This window comes from Streptomyces sp. NBC_00209 (assembly GCF_045206345.1).
Lineage (GTDB): Bacteria > Actinomycetota > Actinomycetes > Streptomycetales > Streptomycetaceae > Streptomyces.
In genome coordinates this window covers 6,265,718-6,286,689 of the sequence record NZ_CP108121.1, presented here as the reverse complement: position 1 = coordinate 6,286,689, position 20,972 = coordinate 6,265,718, and the positions used below count along the sequence as shown (strand labels likewise).

The following is a 20,972-nucleotide window of genomic DNA, read 5'->3' as shown; positions in this document are numbered from 1 at the left end:
GGCATGAGCGTTCTGGTGGTGACCGGTACCGGTACGGAGATCGGCAAGACGATCGTGACGGCGGCCGTGGCGGCGGCCGCCGCGCACCGCCGCGTCGCCGTCCTCAAACCGGCTCAGACCGGCCTGGAGCCGGGCGAACCCGGCGACGTGGCCGAGGTGGCGCGGCTGGCGGGCGCCCACGTCACGGCGGTCGAGCTCGCTCGCTTCCCCGAGCCGCTGGCGCCCGCGACGGCCGCCCGCCGGGCCGGGATGGACCCGGTCCGCCCGTACGAGGTCGCCGAGGCCGCCGAGAAGCTGGCCGCCGACCACGACCTGGTCCTGGTCGAGGGCGCCGGCGGGCTGCTCGTACGGTTCGATGACGAGGGCGCGACCCTGGCGGACGCGGCCCGGCTGCTCGCGGCCCCGGTCCTGCTGGTCACCCCGGCCGGGCTGGGCACGCTGAACTCCACGGCCCTGACGGCGGAGGCGCTGCGGGCGCGGGAGCTCGACTGCCTGGGGGTGGTCATCGGCAGCATGCCGGCCGCGCCCGGTCTGGCGGAGCGCTGCAATGTGACGGACCTCCCGGTGGCCGCCGGTGCTCCGCTGCTGGGCGTCGTCCCGGAGGGCGCCGGGGCGCTCACCCCGGCGGACTTCCGGGCGCGGGCGGCGAATTGGCTGGCCGCACCGCTGGGTGGCGACCGGCCGCTGGGCTGAGCCGAGCGGGCGGCCGCCGGCCCCGGGAGCCTTCCGGGGTCGCCCGCGCGTCCGTTCACCGGCGTATTCGGACGTATTCCGTACCCCGGCCCCCCATGGGTCGAACACCTGGTCATAATTCCTGCTCAGGGCTCAGGTAGCCGAAGTCACCGCGGTCGGCCACGTCCTGGCGCCACAGGCGCGCCAACCGACCAGTTCTCGCGACGACTCATGGAGTGACATTGAGTACGACGACGTTCCGTTCCCGCATCACGGCCCGGCTCGGGCGCGGCTACCTGGCCAGGATCCAGAAGCACGGATTCGGGTCGACCACGATGAAACTGCTCCCGGAACAGCTCCTGATGCCGCTGCGCAGGGACGGGCTCGACCCGGTCCGGCGGCTTGCCGAGACCCGGGCGGGCGCACCGGTGTCCAGGGTGGCGCTGCCGTTCGGGATGGACGCCTGGGTGGTCACCGGCTACGAGGAGTCCAAGGCCGTGCTCGGCTCCGCCGAGGGCTTCAGCACGGACTTCGCGCACCTGGCGGGCAACGCGGGCATAGCCGCCGAGCACAGCCCCGGCGGCCTGGGGTTCAGCGATCCGCCGGTGCACACGCGGCTGCGCCGGATCCTGACCCCGGAGTTCACGATGCGCCGGCTGCGCCGGCTGACGCCCAGGATCGACGCCATCGTCGCGGAGCGGCTGGACGCGATGGCCGCCGCGCCGGGGCCGGTCGATCTGGTGCACGCGTTCGCGCTGCCGGTGCCCTCGCTGACCATCTGCGAACTACTCGGGGTGCCCTACGAGGACCGCGACGACTTCCAGAAGCTCGCCATGGACCGCTTCGACCTGTTCCAGGGGGCCACCGCGCCGTTCGGCGCCATGTCCGAGTCGCTCGACTACTTCCGGGGCGTCGTCCGGGACCAGCGGCGCGCGCCGGGCGACGGCCTGCTCGGGATGATCGTGCGGGAGCACGGGGACAGCGTGGACGACGAGGAACTGGCGGGCCTGGCGGACGGAGTGCTCACCGGGGGCTTCGAGACGACCGCCAGCACGATCGCGCTCGGCGCCCTCGTCCTGCTGCGCAACCCGGAAGTGGCCGACCGGCTGCGCGCGGACGACGCTGTGACGGCGCCCTTCGTGGAGGAGGTGCTGCGCTATCTGTCGGCCGTGCAGATGGCCTTCCCCCGGTTCGCCCGCGAGGACATCGAGATCGCGGGGGTGGTGATCCCGCGCGGCGACATGGTGCTCTGCTCGCTGAGCGGCGCCAACCGCGACCCGGCGTACGTCACGGACGACGGGCGGTTCGAGGTGGACCGGGTCACTCCGGCCGGCCACCTCGCCTTCGGGTACGGCATCCACCGCTGCATCGGCGCGGAGCTCGCCCGGATGGAACTGCGCTCCGCCTTCCCGGCCCTGGTCCGCCGCTTTCCCGCGATGCGGCTCGCCGTACCGCCGCAGGACCTCGCCTTCCGCAAGCTGTCGATCGTGTACGGCGTCGAGTCGCTGCCCGCACGACTCCGCTGAGCCGTCCCCGTACCGGTGGGCAAAGCACTCGCCCGGACGAGCGGTCCTCTGATTGGCTCGCCCCATGAGTGATCTCCCGATACGCCCCGCCGCCCCTTCCGACATCGACGCCGTACTGCGGTTCTGGCGGACGGCGGCGGAAGGCACCAGCATCAGCGACGATCACGACGGGGTGGCCCGGCTCATCGACCGCGACCCGGGGGCGCTGCTCCTCGCGGAACGGGAGGGCGTGCTCCTGGGGACCGTGATCGCGGGCTTCGACGGCTGGCGGTGCTCGGCCTACCGGCTGGCCGTCCACCCGGACCACCGCCGGCGGGGCATCGCGAGCGCCCTGCTCGACGCGGCGGAGCAGCGCTTCGCCGAGCTGGGCGGGCGGCGGGTGGACGCCATGGTCCTGGAGGAGAACGAGCGCGCGCACCACACCTGGCAGGCGGCCGGCTACCACCGCGAGAACCACTGGCGGCGGTGGGTGAAGCCGCTCGGGCCGGACACCGGGGACAGGTGACCGGCCGCACCCGTGACTTTGCCGATCCTTTACTATGGGGGCGCAGTCCTGCCCCTTCCGACGAAAGGTGTGAGCGTCCGCCCATGGGCGAGCCTCCCCGTACCAGAAGCCACCGGCATCGCGCGGTCCGCCGGTCCCTGTCCGATCATGGGACGGAGGTGAACCGATGACCGAAGTGCTTCTGCTGCTCGTTGCGATACTGCTCTCGCTCGCCTGCGGCGCGTTCGTCGCCGCGGAGTTCTCCCTGACCACGGTGGAGCGGGGTCAGCTGGAGCGGGCCGTCGAGCGGGGTGAGCGCGGCGCCGAGAGCGCCATGAAAGCGGTCCGCGGTCTCACCTTCCAGCTGTCCGGGGCGCAGCTCGGCATCACGGTCACCAACCTGGTGGTCGGCATGCTCTCCGAGTCGTCGATCGCCAAGATGATCCGGGGGCCGGTGGAGGCCGTCGGCCTGTCGCCCGGAGTGGCCTCGTCCGTGGCGCTCGTCATCGGTACGGCCCTGTCCACGGTGTTCCTGATGGTCGTCGGCGAGCTGGTCCCGAAGAACTGGGCCATCTCCTCGCCGCTCGCGGTGGCGAAGACGGTCGCCACCCCGCAGCGGGCCTTCACGGCCGTCTTCCGGCCCTTCATCAGCCACCTCAACAACACCGCCAACCGGATCGTGCGCCGCTTCGGGCTCGAACCGGCCGAGGAGCTGGCCACCGCGCGCAGCCCGCAGGAGCTGGTGGCGCTGGCCAGGCACTCCGCCAAGGAGGGCGCGCTGGAGGCGGACACCGCCGAGCTGTTCGTCCGTACCCTCAACCTCCCGGAGCTCACCGCGGAGAACGTGATGACCCCCCGCGTGCAGGTCACGGCCCTGGAGGTCGGCGCGACCGCCGAGGACGTCGCCAACGCGACCCGGGCCACCGGCCTCTCCCGCTTCCCCGTCTACCGGGGCAGCCTCGACACGGTCGTGGGCGTCGCCCACATCAAGGACGTGCTGGCGGTCCCGGCCGAGGAGCGGCCCCGCAAGCGGGTGTCCGAGATGCTGCGCGAGCCGGTGCTCGTCCCCGAGACGCTGACCGTGGACCGGCTGCTCGACCGGCTGTCCGGCAAGCTCGCCATGGCGGTCGTGATCGATGAGTACGGCGGCACGGCGGGCGTCGTGACGCTGGAGGACATCGTGGAGGAGGTCGTCGGCGAGGTGCGCGACGAGCACGATCCGCACGAGACGCCGGACCTGGCCCCGGCCGGTGAGGACGCCGACGGGCGCGTCCTGTGGTCGGCGGACGGCGCCGCCCGCACGGACCAGCTGGCGACGATCGGGTTGCGTGTGCCGGACGGCCCGTACGAGACCCTGGCGGGCCTGATCGCCACGGAGATCGGCCGCATCCCGGCCGTGGGCGACTCGATCGAGCTGGCCGGCTGGCGGCTCGACGTGGTGGACGCCTCCGGGCGCCGTGCCGCCCGGGCGCTGCTGCACGCCCCGCTGACCGGTGCCCACCTGCCCTCGGAGGACGAGCGATGACCGCCGTACAGCTCTTCATCGGTCTGCTGACGCTGGTCGTGAACGCCTTCTTCGTCGGCGCGGAGTTCGCCCTCATCTCGGTGCGCCGCAGCCAGATCGAGCCGCAGGCCGAGCAGGGGAACCGGCGGGCGCGCAGCGTCATCTGGGGCCTCGAACACGTCTCGGCGCTGCTCGCGGCGGCGCAGCTCGGCATCACGCTGTGCACCCTGGTGCTCGGTATCGTCGCCGAGCCCGCGATCGCGCATCTGCTGGAACCCGTCTTCGACGCGGTGGGCGTGCCGCACGGCCTGGTCCACCCGGCCTCGTTCGTGATCGCGCTGACGGTGGCGACCTATCTGCACATGCTGCTGGGCGAGATGGTCCCGAAGAACATCGCGCTGGCCGAGCCGGTGCGGTCCGCGCTGCTGCTCGGTCCGCCGCTGGTGGCGCTGGCCCGGGCGCTGCGCCCGGTGATCTTCGCGATCAACGCCTTCGCCAACGCCCTGCTGAAGCTGTTGCGGGTGGAGACGAAGGACGAGGTGGAGGCGACGTTCTCGAACGACGAGCTGGCGCGCCTGGTGAAGGACGCCGGTGACGCCGGGCTGGTGGACGACCGGGCGGCCGAGCGCCTGCACCACGCGCTGGAGCTGGGCCGCCGGCCGGTACGGGACGTGGTGCTGCCGGTCGACCGGGTGATGTACATCCGGGTCGGGGCGACACCGGAGGAGCTGGAGCGGCTGTCGTACGAGACGGGCTTCTCGCGCTTCCCGGTGATGGACGCGGAGCAGCGCATCCTCGGCTACCTCCACGTGAAGGACGCCCTGGACGTCACCCCGCGCGATATGCCGTTCCCGGTGTCCTCGATGCGGCCGATCGCCCGGGTCCGGGCGGCGACACCGCTGGACGACGCGCTGACGGCGCTGCGGCGCAGCCGTACGCACCTGGCGGCGGTCCTGGACGAGGACGACAGGCTCGCGGGCATGGTGACGATGGAGGACGTGCTCCGGGAGCTGGTGGGGCGGCCGCAGAGCCGCTGAGCCGGGGCGGTTCCGGGCCCCGGTCCGGAGCCGCCGAGCGCCCGTCGGCGCCGTACGGCACCGCGATACGATCGCATCGCCATGGAAATCAATGCCTCATACACCAGCCTGGTCGCGGTCGGCGACTCGTTCACCGAGGGCATGTCGGACCTGCTGCCCGACGGCTCGTACCGGGGTTGGGCCGATGTGCTCGCCTCCCGGCTCGCCGCCCGGACACCGGGCTTCCGGTACGCCAATCTCGCGGTACGCGGGAAGCTCGTCGCCCAGATCGTGGACGAGCAGGTGGAGGTGGCGGCGGCCATGCGGGCGGACGTGGTGACGCTGGTCGGCGGCCTCAATGACACCTTGCGCCCCAAGTGCGACATGGGCATGGTGCGCGGACGCCTTGAGGAGGCGGTCGAGCGCCTGGCGCCGTCGTGCAAGCAGCTGGTGCTGATGCGCAGCCCCGGCCGCAGCGGGCCCGTCTTCGACCGGTTCCGGCCGCGCATGGAGGAGCTGTTCGCACTGGTGGACGAGCTGGCAGCCCGGCACGACGCGGTGGTGGTCGACCTGTACGGCGCTCCGGCCCTGGCCGACCCGCGCATGTGGGACGTCGACCGGCTGCACCTGACCGCCGAGGGGCACCGCCGGGTGGCCGAGGCGGTCTGGCAGGCTCTCGGGCTGCCGCCGGACAGCGACTGGCAGGCCGCGCTGCCCGACTCGGCCCCCGCGCGCTGGGGCGCCCGGCGGGTGGAGGACGTGCGGTTCGCCCGGCAGCACCTGCTGCCCTGGATCGGCCGGCGGCTCACGGGGCGCTCGTCGGGCGACGGGCGGGCCGGGGCGCAGTTCGACACCGAGCTGGGGCGGGCCTTCTGGGTGACCCCGGAGGAGGACGGCTGGGCGGCTCCGGTGGCGACGTGGCGTCAGGTGGAGTCCGGTGAGCGGGGGGCGCGGGACGCCTCGGGTTCGTAGCAACGCACAAACCGGACCTCGGCGCTGAGCTGCACAAACCGCCAGTAGAATCCGTACACGTGACTGCTGTGTCTGCGAAGCCTCGCATCCCCAATGTCCTGGCCGGCCGCTACGCCTCCACGGAGCTGGCCGTCCTCTGGTCCCCCGAGCAGAAGGTGAAGCTGGAACGCCGGCTGTGGCTGGCGGTGCTGCGCGCCCAGAAGGACCTCGGGATCGAGGTGCCCGATTCCGCCCTCGCCGATTACGAGCGCGTCCTCGACCAGGTCGACCTGGCCTCGATCGCCGAGCGCGAGAAGGTCACCCGGCACGACGTGAAGGCCCGGATCGAGGAGTTCAACGCCCTCGCCGGCCATGAGCACGTCCACAAGGGCATGACCTCGCGCGACCTCACCGAGAACGTCGAGCAGCTGCAGATCCGGCTCTCCCTGGAGCTGATGCGCGACCGCACCGTGGCCGTCCTGGCCCGCCTGGGCAAGCTGGCCGCCGAGTACCGCGAGCTGGTCGTCGCCGGGCGCTCCCACAACGTGGCCGCGCAGGCCACCACCCTCGGCAAGCGCTTCGCGACCGCGGCCGACGAGCTGCTGGTGGCGTACGGCCGCCTCGATGACCTGCTCGGCCGCTACCCGCTGCGCGGCATCAAGGGCCCGGTAGGCACCGCGCAGGACATGCTGGACCTGCTCGGCGGCGACGCCGGGAAGCTGGCGGACCTCGAAGAGCGCATCGCCACGCACCTCGGCTTCGCGCACGCCTTCACCTCGGTCGGCCAGGTCTACCCCCGGTCGCTCGACTACGACGTGGTGACCGCGCTCGTGCAGCTGGCGGCGGCGCCCTCGTCGGTGGCGAAGACCATCCGGCTGATGGCCGGCCACGAGCTGGTCACCGAGGGCTTCAAGCCCGGCCAGGTCGGCTCGTCCGCGATGCCGCACAAGATGAACACCCGCTCCTGCGAGCGCGTCAACGGCCTGATGGTCATCCTGCGCGGCTACGCGTCGATGACCGGCGAGCTGGCGGGCGACCAGTGGAACGAGGGCGACGTCTCCTGCTCGGTGGTACGCCGGGTGGCCCTGCCGGACGCGTTCTTCGCGTTCGACGGGCTGGTCGAGACGTTCCTGACGGTGCTGGACGAGTTCGGCGCGTTCCCGGCCGTCGTGGCCCGCGAGCTGGACCGCTACCTGCCGTTCCTCGCCACGACCAAGGTCCTGATGGGCGCGGTGCGCGCGGGCGTCGGCCGCGAGGTCGCCCACGAGGCGATCAAGGAGAACGCCGTCGCCTCCGCCCTCGCCATGCGCGAGCAGGGCACCGAGCGCAACGAGCTGCTGGACAAGCTCGCCGCCGACGAGCGCATCCCGCTGGACCGCGCCCAGCTGGACGAGCTGATGGCCGACAAGCTGTCCTTCACCGGGGCCGCCGGCGACCAGGTCACCGCGCTCGTCACGCGGATCGAGGAGATCACCAAGCAGCACCCCGAGGCCGCCGGCTACGCGCCCGGCTCCATCCTCTGACGGCGACGGCCACCGCGTCCGCCTCCCGCAGATGACGCCCGAAGAGCTCCAGGCGGCCCGCGACCGCGTCGTTCCCGACGTGGCCGCGGGCGGCGTGCGCGTCCTGTTCTGCGGGATCAACCCGAGCCTGACGACGGCGGCGACGGGGCACCACTTCGCCTTCCCCGGCAACCGCTTCTGGCCGGTGCTCCATCTGTCGGGCTTCACCCCGCGCCGGCTGGCCCCCGCCGAGCAGGCCGAACTGCTCGACCACGGGCTCGGCATCACCAACGTCGTCGCCAGGGCCACCGCCCGGGCCGACGAGCTGTCCGCCGAGGAGTACCGGGAGGGCGGGCGGATCCTGACCGCCAAGGTCGAGCAACTGCGCCCGCGCCGGCTGGCCGTCGTGGGCATCACCGCCTACCGCACGGCGTTCGGCGAGCGCCGGGCCCGGATCGGGCCGCAGGAACGGACGGTCGGCGGCGCCCGCGTCTGGGCACTGCCCAACCCCAGCGGCCTCAACGCGCACTGGACGGCCGCCACGATGGCCGAGGAGTACGCCCGGCTGCGCGCGGCGGTGGAGGAGGAGAGCTCGGGTTAGGGCGGGTCGGTCTTCGTCACGACCACGCTCAGCTCGCAGCCGGAGCCGCCCTCCTCCAGAGCGAGGGCCAGCGCTATCCAGCGCTCCTCGATGTACCAGAGGCGCAGGTACGCGCAGCCCGCGACGGTGTCCGCCCACGGCTGCGGTATCTCCTCGCCGGCGAGCATCCGCTCCTGGGCGCTGAACAGACTGACCAGCTGCGGCTCGCCCCAGCGGCTGCCGAGCAGGGTGACCAGTGCCTCGTGGTCCGCGAGGCACTGGGCGCTGCGCTCGATCCGGCCGGCCTCGTCGTCCTCCCCGACCTCGTCCGCGTACAGGAACTCCGTGTGGTAACCGGGACCGCTGACTCCCGAACCCGACCGGACGCGCTCCGCGGGGAACTCCCGGGTGCGCATCCCGTCGATGAGGCGGAGGTGATGTGCGGTGGTCATGCCGTCAGTAAACCTTCCCCCACTGACAATCGGGACTCCGCTCCGTACTTTGAGATGATTTCAGCCACCTCGTTCCGGCTGCCGCGCCCCCAGTTGGCGTTGCCCACGCACCAACTGGGCCGTGCTCCGCAGAAGATGGCACCGGTCGCGGCATCCGGGTCCGCGGCAGCCTCGCCCGGCGTGCCGAACCCCTTGCTAACGGCTTCGCATCCCTCGGTCGCCTACCCCCTGAGCAGCGAGTACGATCCGCCTGACATGCGCACTAGCTGGGAGGACACACCGTGGGCCGGCTGACCGGCGGGGACCCCTCGCTGCTGCGGCGGATCAATTCCGCGGTGGTGCTTCACGCCCTCAGGGGCGCGTCCTCCTCGACCCTCACGGACCTGACCCGGATCACGGGCCTGTCCCGTCCGACGGTCGAGGGCGTCGTGGAAGGTCTCTTCGAGGCGGGCCTGGTCGTGGAGTGCGCTCCGGAGGGGGCCGAAATCCGCCGTCAGGGCCGTCCGGCCCGCCGCTTCCGCTTCCGCGCCGAGGCCGGGCACCTGCTGGGCATCGAGATCGGCCCGCACCGCGTCTCCGCCCTGCTGTCGGGGCTGGACGGCCGGATCATCGGCGCCGGCTCCCGCGAGGTGCCGGAGACCGCGGGTGCCGACGACCGCCTCGACCGGGTACGGGCCGTGGTCGCCGACGTCCTGCGCCGCACCGGCGTGGCCCGCAGCAGCCTGCGCGCGGTCGGCGTGGGCAGCCCGGGCATCGTGGAGGCCGACGGGACCGTGCGGCTGGGCACCGCGCTGCCGGACTGGACGGGCCTGCCCCTGGGCGAACGGCTGCGGCGCTCCTTCCGCTGCCCGGTCCTCGTGGAGAACGACGCCAACGCCGCCGCCGTCGCCGAGCACTGGAAGGGCGCGGCGACGGAGTCCGACGACATCGTGTTCGTGCTGGCGGGGCTGAGCCCGGGCGCCGGTTCGCTGATCGGCGGACGGCTGCACCGCGGGTTCGGCGGCGCGGCCGGGGAGATCGGCGCGCTGCACCTGCTCGGCCGGGACGTGACGCCGGAACACCTGCTGTCCATGACGGACACCCCGCTGGACCCGCTGGACGAGCACGCGGTGGCCGCGGTGTTCGCGAAGGCGCGGCACGGGGACGAGCAGGCGCGGGCCGCGGTGGAGCGGTTCATCCAGCGCCTGGTGCACGACGTGGCGGCGCTGGTGCTGGCGCTCGACCCCGAGCTGGTGGTGGTCGGGGGCTGGGCCGCCGGTCTCGACGGGGTGCTGGACCCGCTGCGGGGCGAACTGGCCCGCTACTGCCTGCGCCCGCCCCGGGTGTGCCTGTCGCTCCTCGGCGAGGCGGCGGTGGCGACCGGTGCGCTGCGGCTCGCGCTCGACCATGTGGAGGAGCAGTTGTTCGCGGTCGAGGGAACGGTGACGGCCCGCCGCTGAACGCGACGGGCCGTGGGGTGCTTGATCCTTGATGCGCCTCGTGTCAGGAAGCCTGGCGCTCCTGGGCCGGGTGGCTGATCTCCAGGTCGCCCGTGTCGCCGAAGGTGAGCCGGCAGGTGTCGGCCCGGTACGTGGCGACCGAGACCGCCGCCGTGCCGCCCGCGGCGAGGTAGCGGGTGGTGACCACGAGGACGGGGGCGCCGGGGAGCCGGTCCAGCTCCCTGGCGTCGTCGGCGCGGGCGGAGCCCAGCTCGACGGAGCGGTCCTGGCCGTCGAGGCCGAGCCGGTGCAGTTCGCGGACGACGTTGCGGGCGCGGGCCGCGCCGGACGGGGCGTCTATCCCGGACAGCTCGGGCACGGAGGAGGACGGCACGTAGAGCAGCTCGGCGGCGACCACCTGGCCGTGGCTCGTGCGGATGCGGCGCACGATGTGCACGGGCTCCTCGGCGCCGGCGTTCAGCGTGGCGGCGACGGCGGCCGGGGCGGGGGCGCTCTCGCAGTCCACCGGCTGCCAGGCCGTGTCGGCCTCGCCGTCGGTCCAGTCGTTGCGGGCGGTGGAGACGGCCACGCCGACGCGGGGCGGGGCGACCGTGGTCCCGACGCCCCGGCGGCGGTGCAGTCTGCCTTCGAGTTCGAGTTGCTCCAGGGCCTGCCGGAGCGTGGCCCGGGCGACGCCGAACCGGGCGGCGAGCTCGCGCTCGTTGGGAAGGATCTCCCCCACCGCAAAGTCCGAGTCGAGTGCCTCACTGAGCACGGTCTTGAGGTGCCAGTACTTCGGCTCCTGCACCGTTTCCAGCTGCGTGGTCCCCACCCTGTCCTCCGCAATCACCCAGCGGCTTATTCCGCGACGTTATTTATTAAAGGTTCCTGTCTTAACGTTGAGACCATAGGACGGCGCAACCCCTTGGTCAAGACCAATCCTGCGCCGGAGACCCTGTGAATGGACGATGTGCCGCACAGCGTTCACAGGACGTTCGCGGACCGGCGCACCGCGCGCGGCCCGGCGTCCGCCTTCGGAGCAGGGGTTTCCGCCTGCCGGGCGGTCGCGCGGCGCCGCCCCAGCACTCCCGAGCCGATCGCCACACCGAGGCCGACGAGGCAGGACCCGGCGGCCTGGGCGAGGCCGTACGAACCGGTGCCGACGAGCGGGGCGGTGAGCGCGGCGGAGACGGGGATGAGGCCGGAGAAGAGGGTGGCGCGCTCGGCGCCGATGCGCTGCATGCCCATGTACCAGCAGACGAAGCCGATGACCGTCACGACGGCCGCCTGCCAGATCAGCGCCAGCGCCTCGGCCCCGGTCGGCACGCGGAGGAAGCCGCCGCCGTCCAGCACCAGGCCCAGGACCGTCGACTCGGCCGCCGCGATGACGCACACGGTCGCGGACAGCAGCTTCGGGCCCAGCGGGCGCAGGACCGGCACCGCGATCACGGCGAAGCCCACCTCGCCGACCAGCGCGCCGACGGAGCACAGGATGCCGCTCAGGTCGCTGCGCCCCCAGCCCTGGACCGTGAACGCCCCGGCGGCGACCAGCGCCGCCGCGTACAGCACGGGCCGTGCGGGCCTGCGCCCTTCCAGCAGCGGTACGAGGACGGCGACGAGGATCGGGGCGCAGCCGACGAAGACACCCGGAACCGCAGGTTCCGCGGAGCGTTCGGCGGCCAGGACGGCGAAGTTGAAGCCGACCATGCCGACGGCGGCGAGCAGCGCGAGCCGCCCCCACTGGCGCCCGGTGAGCAGGCGGAGCGTAGCGGCGGGGCGGGGTTCGCCGGGGCGGCGGATGAGGGGCAGCAGGAGGAGCGCCGCGAGGCCGTAGCGGAGCGCCTGGCCGCCCGCGTAGGGGTAGTCGCCGAGGACGCTGTTGGCGGTGAAGGAGGCGCCGACGAGGACGCAGGCGACGGTGGCCAGCAGGGCCCCGCGCAGTGAGGTCACGTTCATGGGACCGACGCTAGGGAGCGCGGTGGTTCGGTTTAAGGTCCACTTCCATGACAGCTTCGGGGACCAATCCGGGGGCCGAACCGCCCGCCGGTGGCAGCGGCAGAGGCCGTGAATCCGTATCGGCGGCCTGGGAGTTGCTGCTTCCGGTGGCGTCGGCTCCGGCGCGTGGCCGTGGCCGGGCGCTCCAGTCGGCGCTGCGCGAGGCGGTCCGCTCCGGCCGCCTGGCGCCGGGGACGCGGCTGCCGTCCAGCCGTGAGCTGGCCGCCGATCTGGGGGTTTCGCGCGGTCTGGTGACCGAGGCGTACGAGCAGCTGACGGCGGAGAGCTATCTGCGCAGCGGACGCGGGGCGGGGACGTGGGTGAGCGGGTCGGCGCGGGCGGCGGCGGGCGGTGCGCGGGACCTGGCGCCGCGCGCCCGTGGGGTGCGGGTCGACTTCCGGCCCGGGACGCCCGATCTCTCCCTCTTCCCGCGCAGTGCCTGGGCCGCCGCCCATCGCTCGGTGCTCGGGCGGCTGCCGCACGGCGCGCTCGGCTACCCGGATCCGCGCGGCCTGCCGGAGCTGCGCGTCGCCCTGGCCGCGCTGCTGACGCGGCGGCGCGGGGTGGTCGCCGATCCGGAACGGCTGCTGGTGTGTTCCGGGGTCGCGCAGGCGACGACGCTGCTCGGGTTCGTCCTGCACGGGCGCGGGGTGCGCACGGTCGGTGTGGAGGACCCGGGAAGCCCGGAGCACACGGCACTCTTCGCCTCCGCCGGGGTGGCCACCACGATGGTCCCGCTGGACGAGGAGGGCCTGGCCCTGGCGCCGCTGAAACGTTCCGGGGTGCGGGTCGCGGTGACGACTCCCGCCCACCAGTTCCCGACCGGAGTGGCGTACTCCGCGGCCCGTCGCAGCCGGCTCCTGGAGTGGGCGCGGGAGACGGACGGGCTGCTGATCGAGGACGACTACGACGGTGACTTCCGGTACGACCGCGCCCCGGTCGGCGCCCTCCAGGGCCTCGATCCGGAACGTGTCGCGTACACCGGGTCGGTCAGCAAGTCACTGGCTCCCGGGCTGCGTCTGGGCTGGCTGATCGCGCCCGCGTCGATGACCGCCGAGCTCGTGGAGCGCAAGCGGATGATGGACCTCGGCAACCCGTCCCTCGAACAGGCGGTGCTCGCCGACTTCGTGGCCGGCGGCGGCTACGACCGCCAGCTGAGGCGCTGTCAGCGCGCCTACCGGGAGCGCCGGGACGTCCTCACGCGGGCCCTGGCCGAGCACATCCCGGGCACCGAGGTGAGCGGTGTCGCGGCGGGCCTGCACGCCATCGCGCGGCTCCCCGGGCGCCGGGGCCCGGAGGAGGAGTTCGCGGAGCGCGCGGCGGCTGCCGGGGTGGCCGTGCGGCTGCTGCGCGAGTACGGGACGGAGCGGCCGGAGGACGACTGCGTACGCCTCGTCCTCGGCTACGCCCATCTGACGCCGGCCGACATCGTGCGCGGGGTGCGCGCACTGGCCTGCCTTGTTCAATAGCCCTTTTGACCTGCGGTGATGACCGATTGTCAGTGGTGGGTTCTACGGTTTTTCCATGACCCGAACGTTGCAGGCCCTGGCCTACTCACGTCCCTCCGTCCTGGCCTCCTCACAGGCCGGGCGGTCGCTCGGCCTGGAGACGGCGGGCGGCTCCACACCGCAGGGCGCCGAGGCGCACCCCCGGTTCTTCTCGGGGTTCCTGGCCTCGCCGCGGATAGCGGCGCGGGGGCTGCTCGCCGTCGCCGATGTCGCCGCCGCGCGCTACTACCAGCGGACCCTGCTGTCGTCCCTGGACCCGGTGGTGACGGGCAACGGCGACCGGCTGCGCTTCGAGTCGTTCTCCGGCTGCTGCGGGGTGTACGCGCGGCTCGACGTGCTCAGCGAGGGCCTGGAGGGCGTGCGGACGGGGCATGGCACCACCAATGTGGACGTGAACCATCCGCTGCGGGAGGCGCTTTCGCGGATGGGCGGTGACGAGCCGCTGCATCTGCGGGTGGGCCCGCAGGAGATGGCGGTGACCACGACGGACGGCGCCGTCGTGGAGAAGAAGGTCCCGCTGCCGGACCGATGGCTGCGGGGCTTCGCGGAGGCGCAGGTGGCCTCCGCCGCCTTCGATCTGCGGGCGGAGCTCCCGGCGGCGGACGCCGTACGGTTCCTGAGGTCGCTGCCCGCGTCCTCGGGGGCGGCCGCGCGCGGCGCGCGGTGGGTGGTGCCGGCCGGGCGGACGCTCCGGCCCACGACCCGTCCGGTGCCCGGTGCCGTCTGCCTTCCCGGCCCCCAGCGGCTGACCACCCTGCAGCGGGTCCTGCGGTACGCGTCGGCGCTCCGCGTGTACGGGCCGGTGGCCGACGGCACGGCCGCCGCGAGCGCCTGGGAGGTCGTGCTGCCCGGGATGCGGCTCACACTGACGCTGTCGCCCGACGCCTCGCGCGGCTTCTCGGGCGAGGGCGGGGTCCTGGAGGCGCTGGCCACGGACGACGCCGCGGCCGACGCGGAGCTGGTGTCGGTGCTGCTGGCGTGGGAGCCCCGGATAGAGCCGGACCGGCTGGCGGAGCAGGCGGGCCTGCCGGTGGAGCGGGTCCGGGCCGCGCTGGTCCGGCTGGGCACGGCCGGCCGGGTGGGCTACGACCTCGCGGACGCCGCGTACTTCCACCGCGAGCTGCCGTACGACGCGGACCGGGCCGAGCGCCACAATCCCCGGCTGGTCGCGGCGCGGCGGCTGGCCCGGGAGGGGGCGGTGGTCCTGGACGGCGAGCTGGCCGCGGTGCGCTCGGGCGACCGGCGCTACCAGGTCCGCGAGCAGTCGGGGGCGCTGAGCTGCACCTGCCAGTGGTGGGCGGACTACCGGGGCCGCCGGGGCCCGTGCAAGCACGCCCTCGCGGTCCGGATGGTCCGCCGTGGCGCGGCGGTCGCCGGGGGTGCGCGATGACCACACTGCTGGACGCGGTCCGCGAGGGCCGCATGGACGACATCCGGCCCCTGCTGGCCCCGCTCGACCGGGGCGGACGCAAGGCCGCCCTTGAGGAGTTGAAGGCCCTGCGCAAGGAGGCCCGGGGCTGGCGCTGGGGCGAGCGCACCCGGGTCCGCAAGGCGATCCTGGTGGCCGGTGCGGGCTGCCACACCGGGGCGGCGGGCTGCGCGACGTGGCTCGGCGCCCGCGACATGCGGGACTGGGTGCACTCGCCGTACCCGTGGGTGCTTGAGGTGCTGGGCGACCGCGAGCCGGACTGGCTCGCCGATGTCGCCCGCCGGCTGGCCGCGCGCGCCGTGGAGTCCGACGCGGAGTACCGGCTGGTCGAGGAGCTGGCCCGCCGGGCGGGCTGTCCGCTGCCCGTCTCGGACGGCATGGTCCGGACCTGGGCGGAACGGGTCAACAGTTCGCGGTGGCAGGGCGGGGCCGAGAAGCCCCTGATCGATGTGTTGCGGGCGGACACCCGGCTCGACGTCCTCGTGCCGCATCTCCTGACGATGCCGGAGCTGCCTCCGGTGGTGGCCTGGGTCGACAGCCACTCCCCCGCCGGTTCCTGGCCGGCCGCGCTGACGGCCCTGGTGGCGGAGGGGCTGCTCGACCGCGCGGCCCTGCTCGACAGCTGTGCCGCGCGGCTGCTGCGCGGTGGGAAGCCCACCGATCTCCGCTTCTGCCTGCTGGTCGTACGGCGACTCGGGCCCACCTCCGGGGAGGAGGCGGCGCGGGTCGCCGACTGGATGGCGATGGCGGCCGACGGGCCTTCCCCGGTGGCCGGTCACGCCCAGGAGGTGCTGGCCCGGCTCGACGCGCAGGGGGCGCTGTCGGTCCGGCAGTTGGCCGAGGTGTCCGGCGCGGTGCTCTTCCGCACCGAGAAGAAGCTGGTGCGCGCCCAGTTGATCCACCTGGGGAAGGTGCTGCGCCGGGACCCTTCGGCGGCCGAGGAGCTGTTGCCGGTGATCGCGGACGCCTTCGGGCATCCGGACACCGACGCGCAGGAGCGTGCGCTCAAGCTGGCCGCCCGCGCACTGCCCGCCGTGTCGCCGGAGGTCCGCGAGGAGGCGGCCCGGATGGCATCGCTGCTGGCGCCGGTGCACCGGGAGGCGGCGCGCGCGGTGTTCGGGGAACTGCTGGAGGAGGCACCCGGGGTCGCCGCCTACGAGGAGATCCTGCCGCCGCCCCCGGCCCCGCGCCCGCTCGGCCCGCCGGCCGCGTCCGTGGCCGAGCTCACCGAGGAGGTGACGGCGGCCCTGCTCCGGTCGGACCAGGAGGACGTCACCGCGTTCGAGCGGGCGCTGGACGGGCTGGTCCGGCATGCCCGCACCGGTCGGGAAGAGCTGGTCGCGGCCCTGGAGTCCGCGCTCGCCGGGCAGTGGTGGGCCAAGATCCCCCGGGACGACGCCGACCGGCGGATGCTCCGCGGCCGCGACGGCCTGCACCTCGTCGTGGCCTCGCTGCTCGGGCGGATCTCGCGGCGCGCCGTCCACGACGGACAGACCCGCGGGACGGCGACGGGCACCTGCAGCCACGCGGCTCTCGACGCGATCGTGCACGCCCGCCTGTGGGAGGCGGCGGCCGGGATACGGACGGGCAGGCTGCCGTATCTGCTGGCCACGCCCACCTGGCACACGGGGGCCATCGACGCGTCGGAGCTGGTCGAGCGGCTGAGCGGATACCAGGCGCTGGACGTCAGGGCCGGGGCCGTCGACTTCGCGCAGGCCCTGCTGCGGGTGCGGCGCACCGGTGAGGAGGAGGCCGCGGAGCGGGCCGCCGCGCTGGGCACCGCGGAGGGCGACCGGCTGGCGGCGTGGCTCCGGGCGGACGAGCCGGTGGCCACCGTGCTGCCCCGGCAGGTGGAGGCGGAGGTGCCCGTCGCCCGGGACTGGCTGCGGCAGCCGGTGACCACGGTGCGCCGGGTACTGCTGTCGACCGACGGGAACCGCCTCGTCCAGCAGAAGTTCCCCCGCTCCTTCCACTGGCTCGGCAGCCCGCACGCGCCGCTCAACGACCGCTGCCACCACTGGGTCGTGGAGTCGCCGCACTGGACCGCCATCCTTCCCGAGGACGGCGAGACCCTCGCGGCCTGGCTGCTGCCCACCGTCGCGTCGGGCGTGGAGGAGCAGCGGGGCACCACCTGGCTGCTGCCCGCGCTCGCCGAGACCGGCGGGCCCGCCGCCGGTGCGGTCCATCTCGCCCTGGCCTACGGGCTCGGTGCCCGGGACGCGGAGGACCGGCTCGCGGCGGTGGACGCCCTGCTGGTGCTGGCGGCCCGGGACCGGCTGGACGCGGGGCTGCTCGGCGGCGAGCTGGCCACGCTGCTCCAGCGGGAGTCGGTCAAGCCGAACCGGCTGGCGGACGCGGCCCGGACGGCGGCGGGGACCGGGGCGTACGGGACGGTCCTGTCCTTCCTGGTGCCGGTACTGCCCGCGCTGCTGGCCCGGGAGCGGGCGCCCCGGGGACTGAGCGAGCTGCTCGCCGTGGCGGCGGAGTGCGCGGAGCGCAGCGGCCCGCCGAGGACCGGGCCGGTCCCGGGGCTCGCGGAGACGGCCGCGCGCGGCGGGACGACCCAGCTGGTGCGGCAGGCGATACGCCTGGAGACCGCCTGCCGGGTGGGCACCGGCTGAGCCCCGCGCGCCGGCTCCCGGGGTGCCCTGCGAAACAGATCCCCAACGCCTTCGAAACCGACGGCAGGAAGGCCGATTGCCCTTTAACCCATCGGTCACAAAGCGTTCGTGATCAGGCAACACGGTACGGTCACAGTGGGTTCATGACGACTGATGCGACATCCGCGAAGAGTGCCCGCCGCCCCCACCACTGGCGGCGGGACGTGATCGAACTCGCCGCGCTGTTCACGGCGGTGGCGGTCGCCGACGCGATCGCCAACCTGATCGGGCATCAGCCGGACGGCCCCTACCTGCTCGTGGCCTCGGCCGTGGCGCTGACCGCGACGGCGGCGTTCCACACCTGGTGGGCCCGGCGCCACAGCCACGCCCCGCCCCCCGCACCGGCGGCCGATACCCCCTCCGCGTCCGATGACCCCGGCACCTCCGCAGCCGCCGGCGAGACGGTGCTGTGGCGGATGCGGACCACCGTGCGGGACGTTCCGGGGAGCCTGGCCGCGCTGTGCACCGTGCTGGCCCGGCACGGCATCGACATCCTCACGCTCCAGACGCACCCGCTGGCGCGGGGCACCGTGGACGAGTTCCTGCTGAGGGTGCCCGCGTCCCTGCCGGCCCGGGAGCTGTCGCGTGCGGTGGCCGCCGCCGGGGGCAGCTCCACCTGGACGGAGCGGGCCGACACCCACGACCTGGTGGACGCCCCGACCCGGGTGCTCGGCCTCGCCACCCGTACCGCACTCGACGCGGCCGAACTCCCGCTCGCCCTGCGGCAGCTGCTCGGCCGGTGCACGATCCACTCGCTGCCCGCCGTCTCGGTCACCGGGCGCGCCACCGGCGATACCGCCCCGGTCGAAGGGGTGCTGGAGGAGACGGTGATGCGGCTGCGCGACCCGTCGGGCGGGGTCATCACCGTGGAGCGGCCCTATCTGCCGTTCACGCCCACCGAGTTCGCGCGGGCCCGTGCGCTGGTGGAGCTCGACGCCCGGCTCGGCCCCCGTGTCCCGCGCGGCGAGCACGTGCTCACGCTGCCCGAGGGCAACGAGATCACCGTGCGCCGAGCGGACCGGGCCGACCTCGACGCGGCCGTGGCGATGCACGGACGGTGCTCCGAACAGACCCTGCGGCTGCGGTACCACGGCCCGGTCCGGGACGCCGACCGCTATCTGGACCACCTGCTGAGCCCGCGCTTCGGCCGCACCCTCGCCGTGCAGACGGCGTCCGGGCGGATGGTCGCCCTCGGCCATCTGCTCTGGGACGGCGACGAGACCGAGGTGGCCCTCCTGGTCGAGGACGACTGGCAGCGGCGCGGCATCGGCTCCGAGCTCCTGGCCCGCCTGGTGGCACTGGCCGACGAGGCGGGCTGCGAGAACGTCTACGCCGTCACCCAGGCGTCCAACACCGGCATGGTCGCCGCCATGCGCGCGCTCTCGCTGCCGCTCGACTACCAGATCGAGGAGGGCACCCTCGTGATCACCGCACGCCTCGCGGCGACCCCGGCGCGCCCCCTGCCGCAACTGCCGCCGTACGAGCAGGCCGAGCGCTGACCCCACCGCGTACGGGCTCCCCGCAGGACAGCGCCTGGCACAGGTCGGCCCACAGGTCCTCGACGTCCTCCAGCCCCACCGACATCCGCAGCAGCCGGTCACCGACGCCGGAGGCGTGCCGGTCTCCCTCGTCCACGATGCGGTGGCTGATGGAGGCCGGGTGCTGGATGAGGCTGTCCACACTGCCGAGGCTGACGGCGGGGGTGATCAGCCGCACCCCCGCGATGACCTGATGCGGGTCCCCGTACACCTCGAACGAGACCATGGCGCCGCCGATCTCCGGGTAGTGCACCCGGGTCACCCGGGGGTCGGCGGAGAGCCGGCGGGCGAGTTCGGCGGCGCTCGCGGAGGCGGCCCGGACCCGCACCGGCAGGGTGGACAAGCCGCGCAGCAGCAGATAGCCGGCCATCGGGTGCAGGACCCCGCCGGTGGCGAAGCGGACGCGGCGCAGCACGGCGGCGAACTCCTCGTCGCACGCGACGACTCCGCCCATCACGTCGCCGTGCCCGCCCAGGTACTTCGTCGCGCTGTGCAGCACGATCCGGGCACCGAGCTCGACGGGGCGCTGGAGGACGGGCGTCGCGAAGGTGTTGTCGACCAGGAGCGGCACCGATCCGCAGGAGTGGGCGACGGCCCGGATGTCCACCTCGGCCAGGGTCGGGTTGGCCGGGGTCTCCACGATCACCAGACCCGTGTCGGGCCGGATCGCCTCGGCGATGCCCGCCGGGTCCGTCCACGTCACCTCGGTCCCCAGCAGCCCGGCGCCCAGCAGGTGGTCGCTGCATCCGTACAGCGGCCGCACGGCCACCACATGGCGCAGTCCCACGCTCGCGCGGGCCAGCAGGACGGCGGTCAGCGCGGCCATGCCGCTGGCGAACGCCACCGCGCTCGCGGTGGATTCGAGCCGGGCCAGGGCCGTTTCGAAGCGGCCGGTCGTGGGGTTGTCGAGCCGCGCGTAGACCGGCGGGCCGTCCGGGCGGGCCCCGGTGGTGGCGAAGGCGTCGATCCGCTCGGCCTCGGCGCGGGAGTCGTACGAGGGGTAGGTGGTCGAGAGGTCGATCGGGGCGGCGTGCAGGCCGAGGGCCGCGAGGTCGTCGCGTCCGGCGTGCACGGCTTCGGTGGCGAGCGCCCGGGACGGGGTGGTCGAGGGCGGCAGCACGGATTCGTTGTCCATGCGCGCACTCTGAACGCGCACCGGGAGATACGGCTCAAAGGCCGTGCTACGTTCGCCGAATGACTGATTCCGTCGCTCTCGACACGGTCGATCTGCACATTCTGCGGCTGTTGCAGAACGACGCCCGGACCACGTACCGGGAGCTGGCGGCCGAGGTCGGCGTGGCTCCCTCGACGTGTCTGGACCGGGTGGCCCGGCTGCGCCGCACCGGGGTCGTCCTCGGGCACCGGCTGCGGCTGGATCCGGCCAGGCTCGGCCGGGGCCTGGAGGCGCTGCTCTCCGTACAGGTGCGGCCGCACCGGCGGGAGCTGATCGGGCCGTTCGTAGAGCGGATCAGCTCGCTGCCGGAGTCGCGGGCGCTGTTCCATCTGACCGGCCCCGACGACTATCTGGTGCATGTGGCCGTGGCGGACACGGCGGATCTGCAACGGCTCGTGCTGGACGAGTTCACCTCGCGGCGCGAAGTGGCCCGGGTGGAAACGCGGCTGATCTTCCAGCAGTGGGAGTGCGGGCCGCTGCTTCCGCCGGTGCCGGGGGCGGCGGGAGCGGTTCCGGGTCAGGTCCGTCCTGCCGATTGATAGTGACGCGGAGGCCCTCCCCGT

Annotated in this window: 18 protein-coding genes; 14 read left to right on the top strand and 4 right to left on the bottom strand. The window is 73.9% G+C overall.

The genetic code is table 11. The annotated features are described in order from the left end of the window. Positions 1 to 3: 3 nt before the first annotated feature. The 8 genes from bioD (at position 4) to mug (ending at position 8,256) form a co-directional block, all read left to right on the top strand. A complete protein-coding gene (gene bioD, locus OG867_RS28575) occupies positions 4 to 693 on the top strand; it encodes a dethiobiotin synthase (RefSeq protein ID WP_406289672.1) in 690 nt (229 codons plus the stop codon). A gap of 221 nt (positions 694 to 914) precedes the next feature. After that, complete coding sequence (locus OG867_RS28570; protein WP_328899076.1) at positions 915 to 2,198, top strand: cytochrome P450; 1,284 nt, start codon at positions 915 to 917, stop codon at positions 2,196 to 2,198. 64 nt (positions 2,199 to 2,262) lie between these two features. Next, positions 2,263 to 2,703 (top strand): GNAT family N-acetyltransferase, encoded by a 441-nt coding sequence (locus tag OG867_RS28565; protein ID WP_406289669.1) that lies wholly within the window; start codon positions 2,263 to 2,265, stop codon positions 2,701 to 2,703. 166 nt (positions 2,704 to 2,869) lie between these two features. Beyond that, positions 2,870 to 4,207: a hemolysin family protein gene (locus OG867_RS28560; RefSeq protein WP_328899078.1), complete on the top strand. Its 1,338-nt coding sequence runs from the start codon at positions 2,870 to 2,872 to the stop codon at positions 4,205 to 4,207. Further along, positions 4,204 to 5,223, top strand: a complete 1,020-nt coding sequence (locus tag OG867_RS28555) for a hemolysin family protein (protein ID WP_328899079.1) — start codon at positions 4,204 to 4,206, stop codon at positions 5,221 to 5,223. Before OG867_RS28560 ends, OG867_RS28555 begins: the two co-directional genes overlap by 4 nt. 81 nt (positions 5,224 to 5,304) lie before the next feature. After that, on the top strand, positions 5,305 to 6,174 hold the full coding sequence (locus OG867_RS28550) for an SGNH/GDSL hydrolase family protein (protein ID WP_406289665.1): 870 nt from the start codon (positions 5,305 to 5,307) through the stop codon (positions 6,172 to 6,174). Between the two features lie 59 nt (positions 6,175 to 6,233). Beyond that, a complete protein-coding gene (purB, locus tag OG867_RS28545; RefSeq protein ID WP_406289662.1) occupies positions 6,234 to 7,676 on the top strand; it encodes an adenylosuccinate lyase in 1,443 nt (480 codons plus the stop codon). A gap of 31 nt (positions 7,677 to 7,707) precedes the next feature. Further along, positions 7,708 to 8,256 (top strand): G/U mismatch-specific DNA glycosylase, encoded by a 549-nt coding sequence (mug, locus tag OG867_RS28540; protein WP_406289660.1) that lies wholly within the window; start codon positions 7,708 to 7,710, stop codon positions 8,254 to 8,256. Here mug and OG867_RS28535 read toward each other — a convergent pair. Beyond that, positions 8,253 to 8,687: a hypothetical protein gene (locus tag OG867_RS28535; protein ID WP_406289657.1), complete on the bottom strand. Its 435-nt coding sequence runs from the start codon at positions 8,685 to 8,687 to the stop codon at positions 8,253 to 8,255. The two genes, mug and OG867_RS28535, sit on opposite strands and share 4 nt — an antisense overlap. Before the next feature lie 281 nt (positions 8,688 to 8,968). Between OG867_RS28535 and OG867_RS28530 the strand changes: the two genes are divergently transcribed. Next, the gene (locus tag OG867_RS28530; RefSeq protein WP_406289655.1) at positions 8,969 to 10,126 is read left to right on the top strand and encodes an ROK family protein; all 1,158 of its coding nucleotides are present in this window, start codon (positions 8,969 to 8,971) and stop codon (positions 10,124 to 10,126) included. A gap of 43 nt (positions 10,127 to 10,169) precedes the next feature. Here OG867_RS28530 and OG867_RS28525 read toward each other — a convergent pair whose 3' ends face one another. Further along, entirely contained in the window at positions 10,170 to 10,937 is a 768-nt protein-coding gene (locus OG867_RS28525; protein ID WP_328899086.1) for a GntR family transcriptional regulator, read from the bottom strand. Positions 10,938 to 11,089: 152 nt separating this feature from the next. Further along, on the bottom strand, positions 11,090 to 12,061 hold the full coding sequence (locus tag OG867_RS28520) for a DMT family transporter (RefSeq protein ID WP_406289652.1): 972 nt from the start codon (positions 12,059 to 12,061) through the stop codon (positions 11,090 to 11,092). Between the two features lie 47 nt (positions 12,062 to 12,108). Between OG867_RS28520 and OG867_RS28515 the strand changes: the two genes are divergently transcribed. The 4 genes from OG867_RS28515 (at position 12,109) to OG867_RS28500 (ending at position 19,196) form a co-directional block, all read left to right on the top strand. Further along, complete coding sequence (locus OG867_RS28515) at positions 12,109 to 13,569, top strand: PLP-dependent aminotransferase family protein (protein ID WP_406289650.1); 1,461 nt, start codon at positions 12,109 to 12,111, stop codon at positions 13,567 to 13,569. Between the two features lie 55 nt (positions 13,570 to 13,624). Beyond that, positions 13,625 to 14,998: an SWIM zinc finger family protein gene (locus tag OG867_RS28510; protein ID WP_406289647.1), complete on the top strand. Its 1,374-nt coding sequence runs from the start codon at positions 13,625 to 13,627 to the stop codon at positions 14,996 to 14,998. Further along, positions 14,995 to 17,658, top strand: coding sequence for a DUF6493 family protein (locus OG867_RS28505; protein WP_406289644.1), 2,664 nt, complete (start codon positions 14,995 to 14,997; stop codon positions 17,656 to 17,658). Before OG867_RS28510 ends, OG867_RS28505 begins: the two co-directional genes overlap by 4 nt. A gap of 143 nt (positions 17,659 to 17,801) precedes the next feature. Further along, on the top strand, positions 17,802 to 19,196 hold the full coding sequence (locus OG867_RS28500) for a GNAT family N-acetyltransferase (protein ID WP_406289642.1): 1,395 nt from the start codon (positions 17,802 to 17,804) through the stop codon (positions 19,194 to 19,196). Here the strand turns inward: OG867_RS28500 and OG867_RS28495 are convergent. Continuing rightward, positions 19,123 to 20,370 carry a trans-sulfuration enzyme family protein gene (locus OG867_RS28495; RefSeq protein ID WP_406289640.1) on the bottom strand — a complete coding sequence of 416 codons (1,248 nt, stop codon included), beginning with the start codon at positions 20,368 to 20,370 and terminating at the stop codon, positions 19,123 to 19,125. The genes OG867_RS28500 and OG867_RS28495 overlap by 74 nt on opposite strands. Positions 20,371 to 20,429: 59 nt before the next feature. On the opposite strand from OG867_RS28495, the gene OG867_RS28490 reads away from it, so the two are divergent. Further along, positions 20,430 to 20,948 carry an Lrp/AsnC family transcriptional regulator gene (locus OG867_RS28490; protein WP_328899093.1) on the top strand — a complete coding sequence of 173 codons (519 nt, stop codon included), beginning with the start codon at positions 20,430 to 20,432 and terminating at the stop codon, positions 20,946 to 20,948. Positions 20,949 to 20,972: the final 24 nt, after the last annotated feature.

Excerpts from the sequence above, each read along its gene's own strand:
- bioD (WP_406289672.1), top strand. The coding sequence starts at position 4 with ATGAGCGTTCTGGTGGTGACCGGTACCGGTACGGAGATCGGCAAGACG.
- OG867_RS28565 (WP_406289669.1), top strand. The coding sequence starts at position 2,263 with ATGAGTGATCTCCCGATACGCCCCGCCGCCCCTTCCGACATCGACGCC.
- OG867_RS28560 (WP_328899078.1), top strand. The coding sequence starts at position 2,870 with ATGACCGAAGTGCTTCTGCTGCTCGTTGCGATACTGCTCTCGCTCGCC.
- OG867_RS28555 (WP_328899079.1), top strand. The coding sequence starts at position 4,204 with ATGACCGCCGTACAGCTCTTCATCGGTCTGCTGACGCTGGTCGTGAAC.
- OG867_RS28550 (WP_406289665.1), top strand. The coding sequence starts at position 5,305 with ATGGAAATCAATGCCTCATACACCAGCCTGGTCGCGGTCGGCGACTCG.
- mug (WP_406289660.1), top strand. The coding sequence starts at position 7,708 with ATGACGCCCGAAGAGCTCCAGGCGGCCCGCGACCGCGTCGTTCCCGAC.
- OG867_RS28535 (WP_406289657.1), bottom strand. The coding sequence starts at position 8,687 with ATGACCACCGCACATCACCTCCGCCTCATCGACGGGATGCGCACCCGG.
- OG867_RS28520 (WP_406289652.1), bottom strand. The coding sequence starts at position 12,061 with ATGAACGTGACCTCACTGCGCGGGGCCCTGCTGGCCACCGTCGCCTGC.
- OG867_RS28515 (WP_406289650.1), top strand. The coding sequence starts at position 12,109 with ATGACAGCTTCGGGGACCAATCCGGGGGCCGAACCGCCCGCCGGTGGC.
- OG867_RS28510 (WP_406289647.1), top strand. The coding sequence starts at position 13,625 with ATGACCCGAACGTTGCAGGCCCTGGCCTACTCACGTCCCTCCGTCCTG.
- OG867_RS28505 (WP_406289644.1), top strand. The coding sequence starts at position 14,995 with ATGACCACACTGCTGGACGCGGTCCGCGAGGGCCGCATGGACGACATC.
- OG867_RS28500 (WP_406289642.1), top strand. The coding sequence starts at position 17,802 with ATGACGACTGATGCGACATCCGCGAAGAGTGCCCGCCGCCCCCACCAC.
- OG867_RS28495 (WP_406289640.1), bottom strand. The coding sequence starts at position 20,370 with ATGGACAACGAATCCGTGCTGCCGCCCTCGACCACCCCGTCCCGGGCG.
- OG867_RS28490 (WP_328899093.1), top strand. The coding sequence starts at position 20,430 with ATGACTGATTCCGTCGCTCTCGACACGGTCGATCTGCACATTCTGCGG.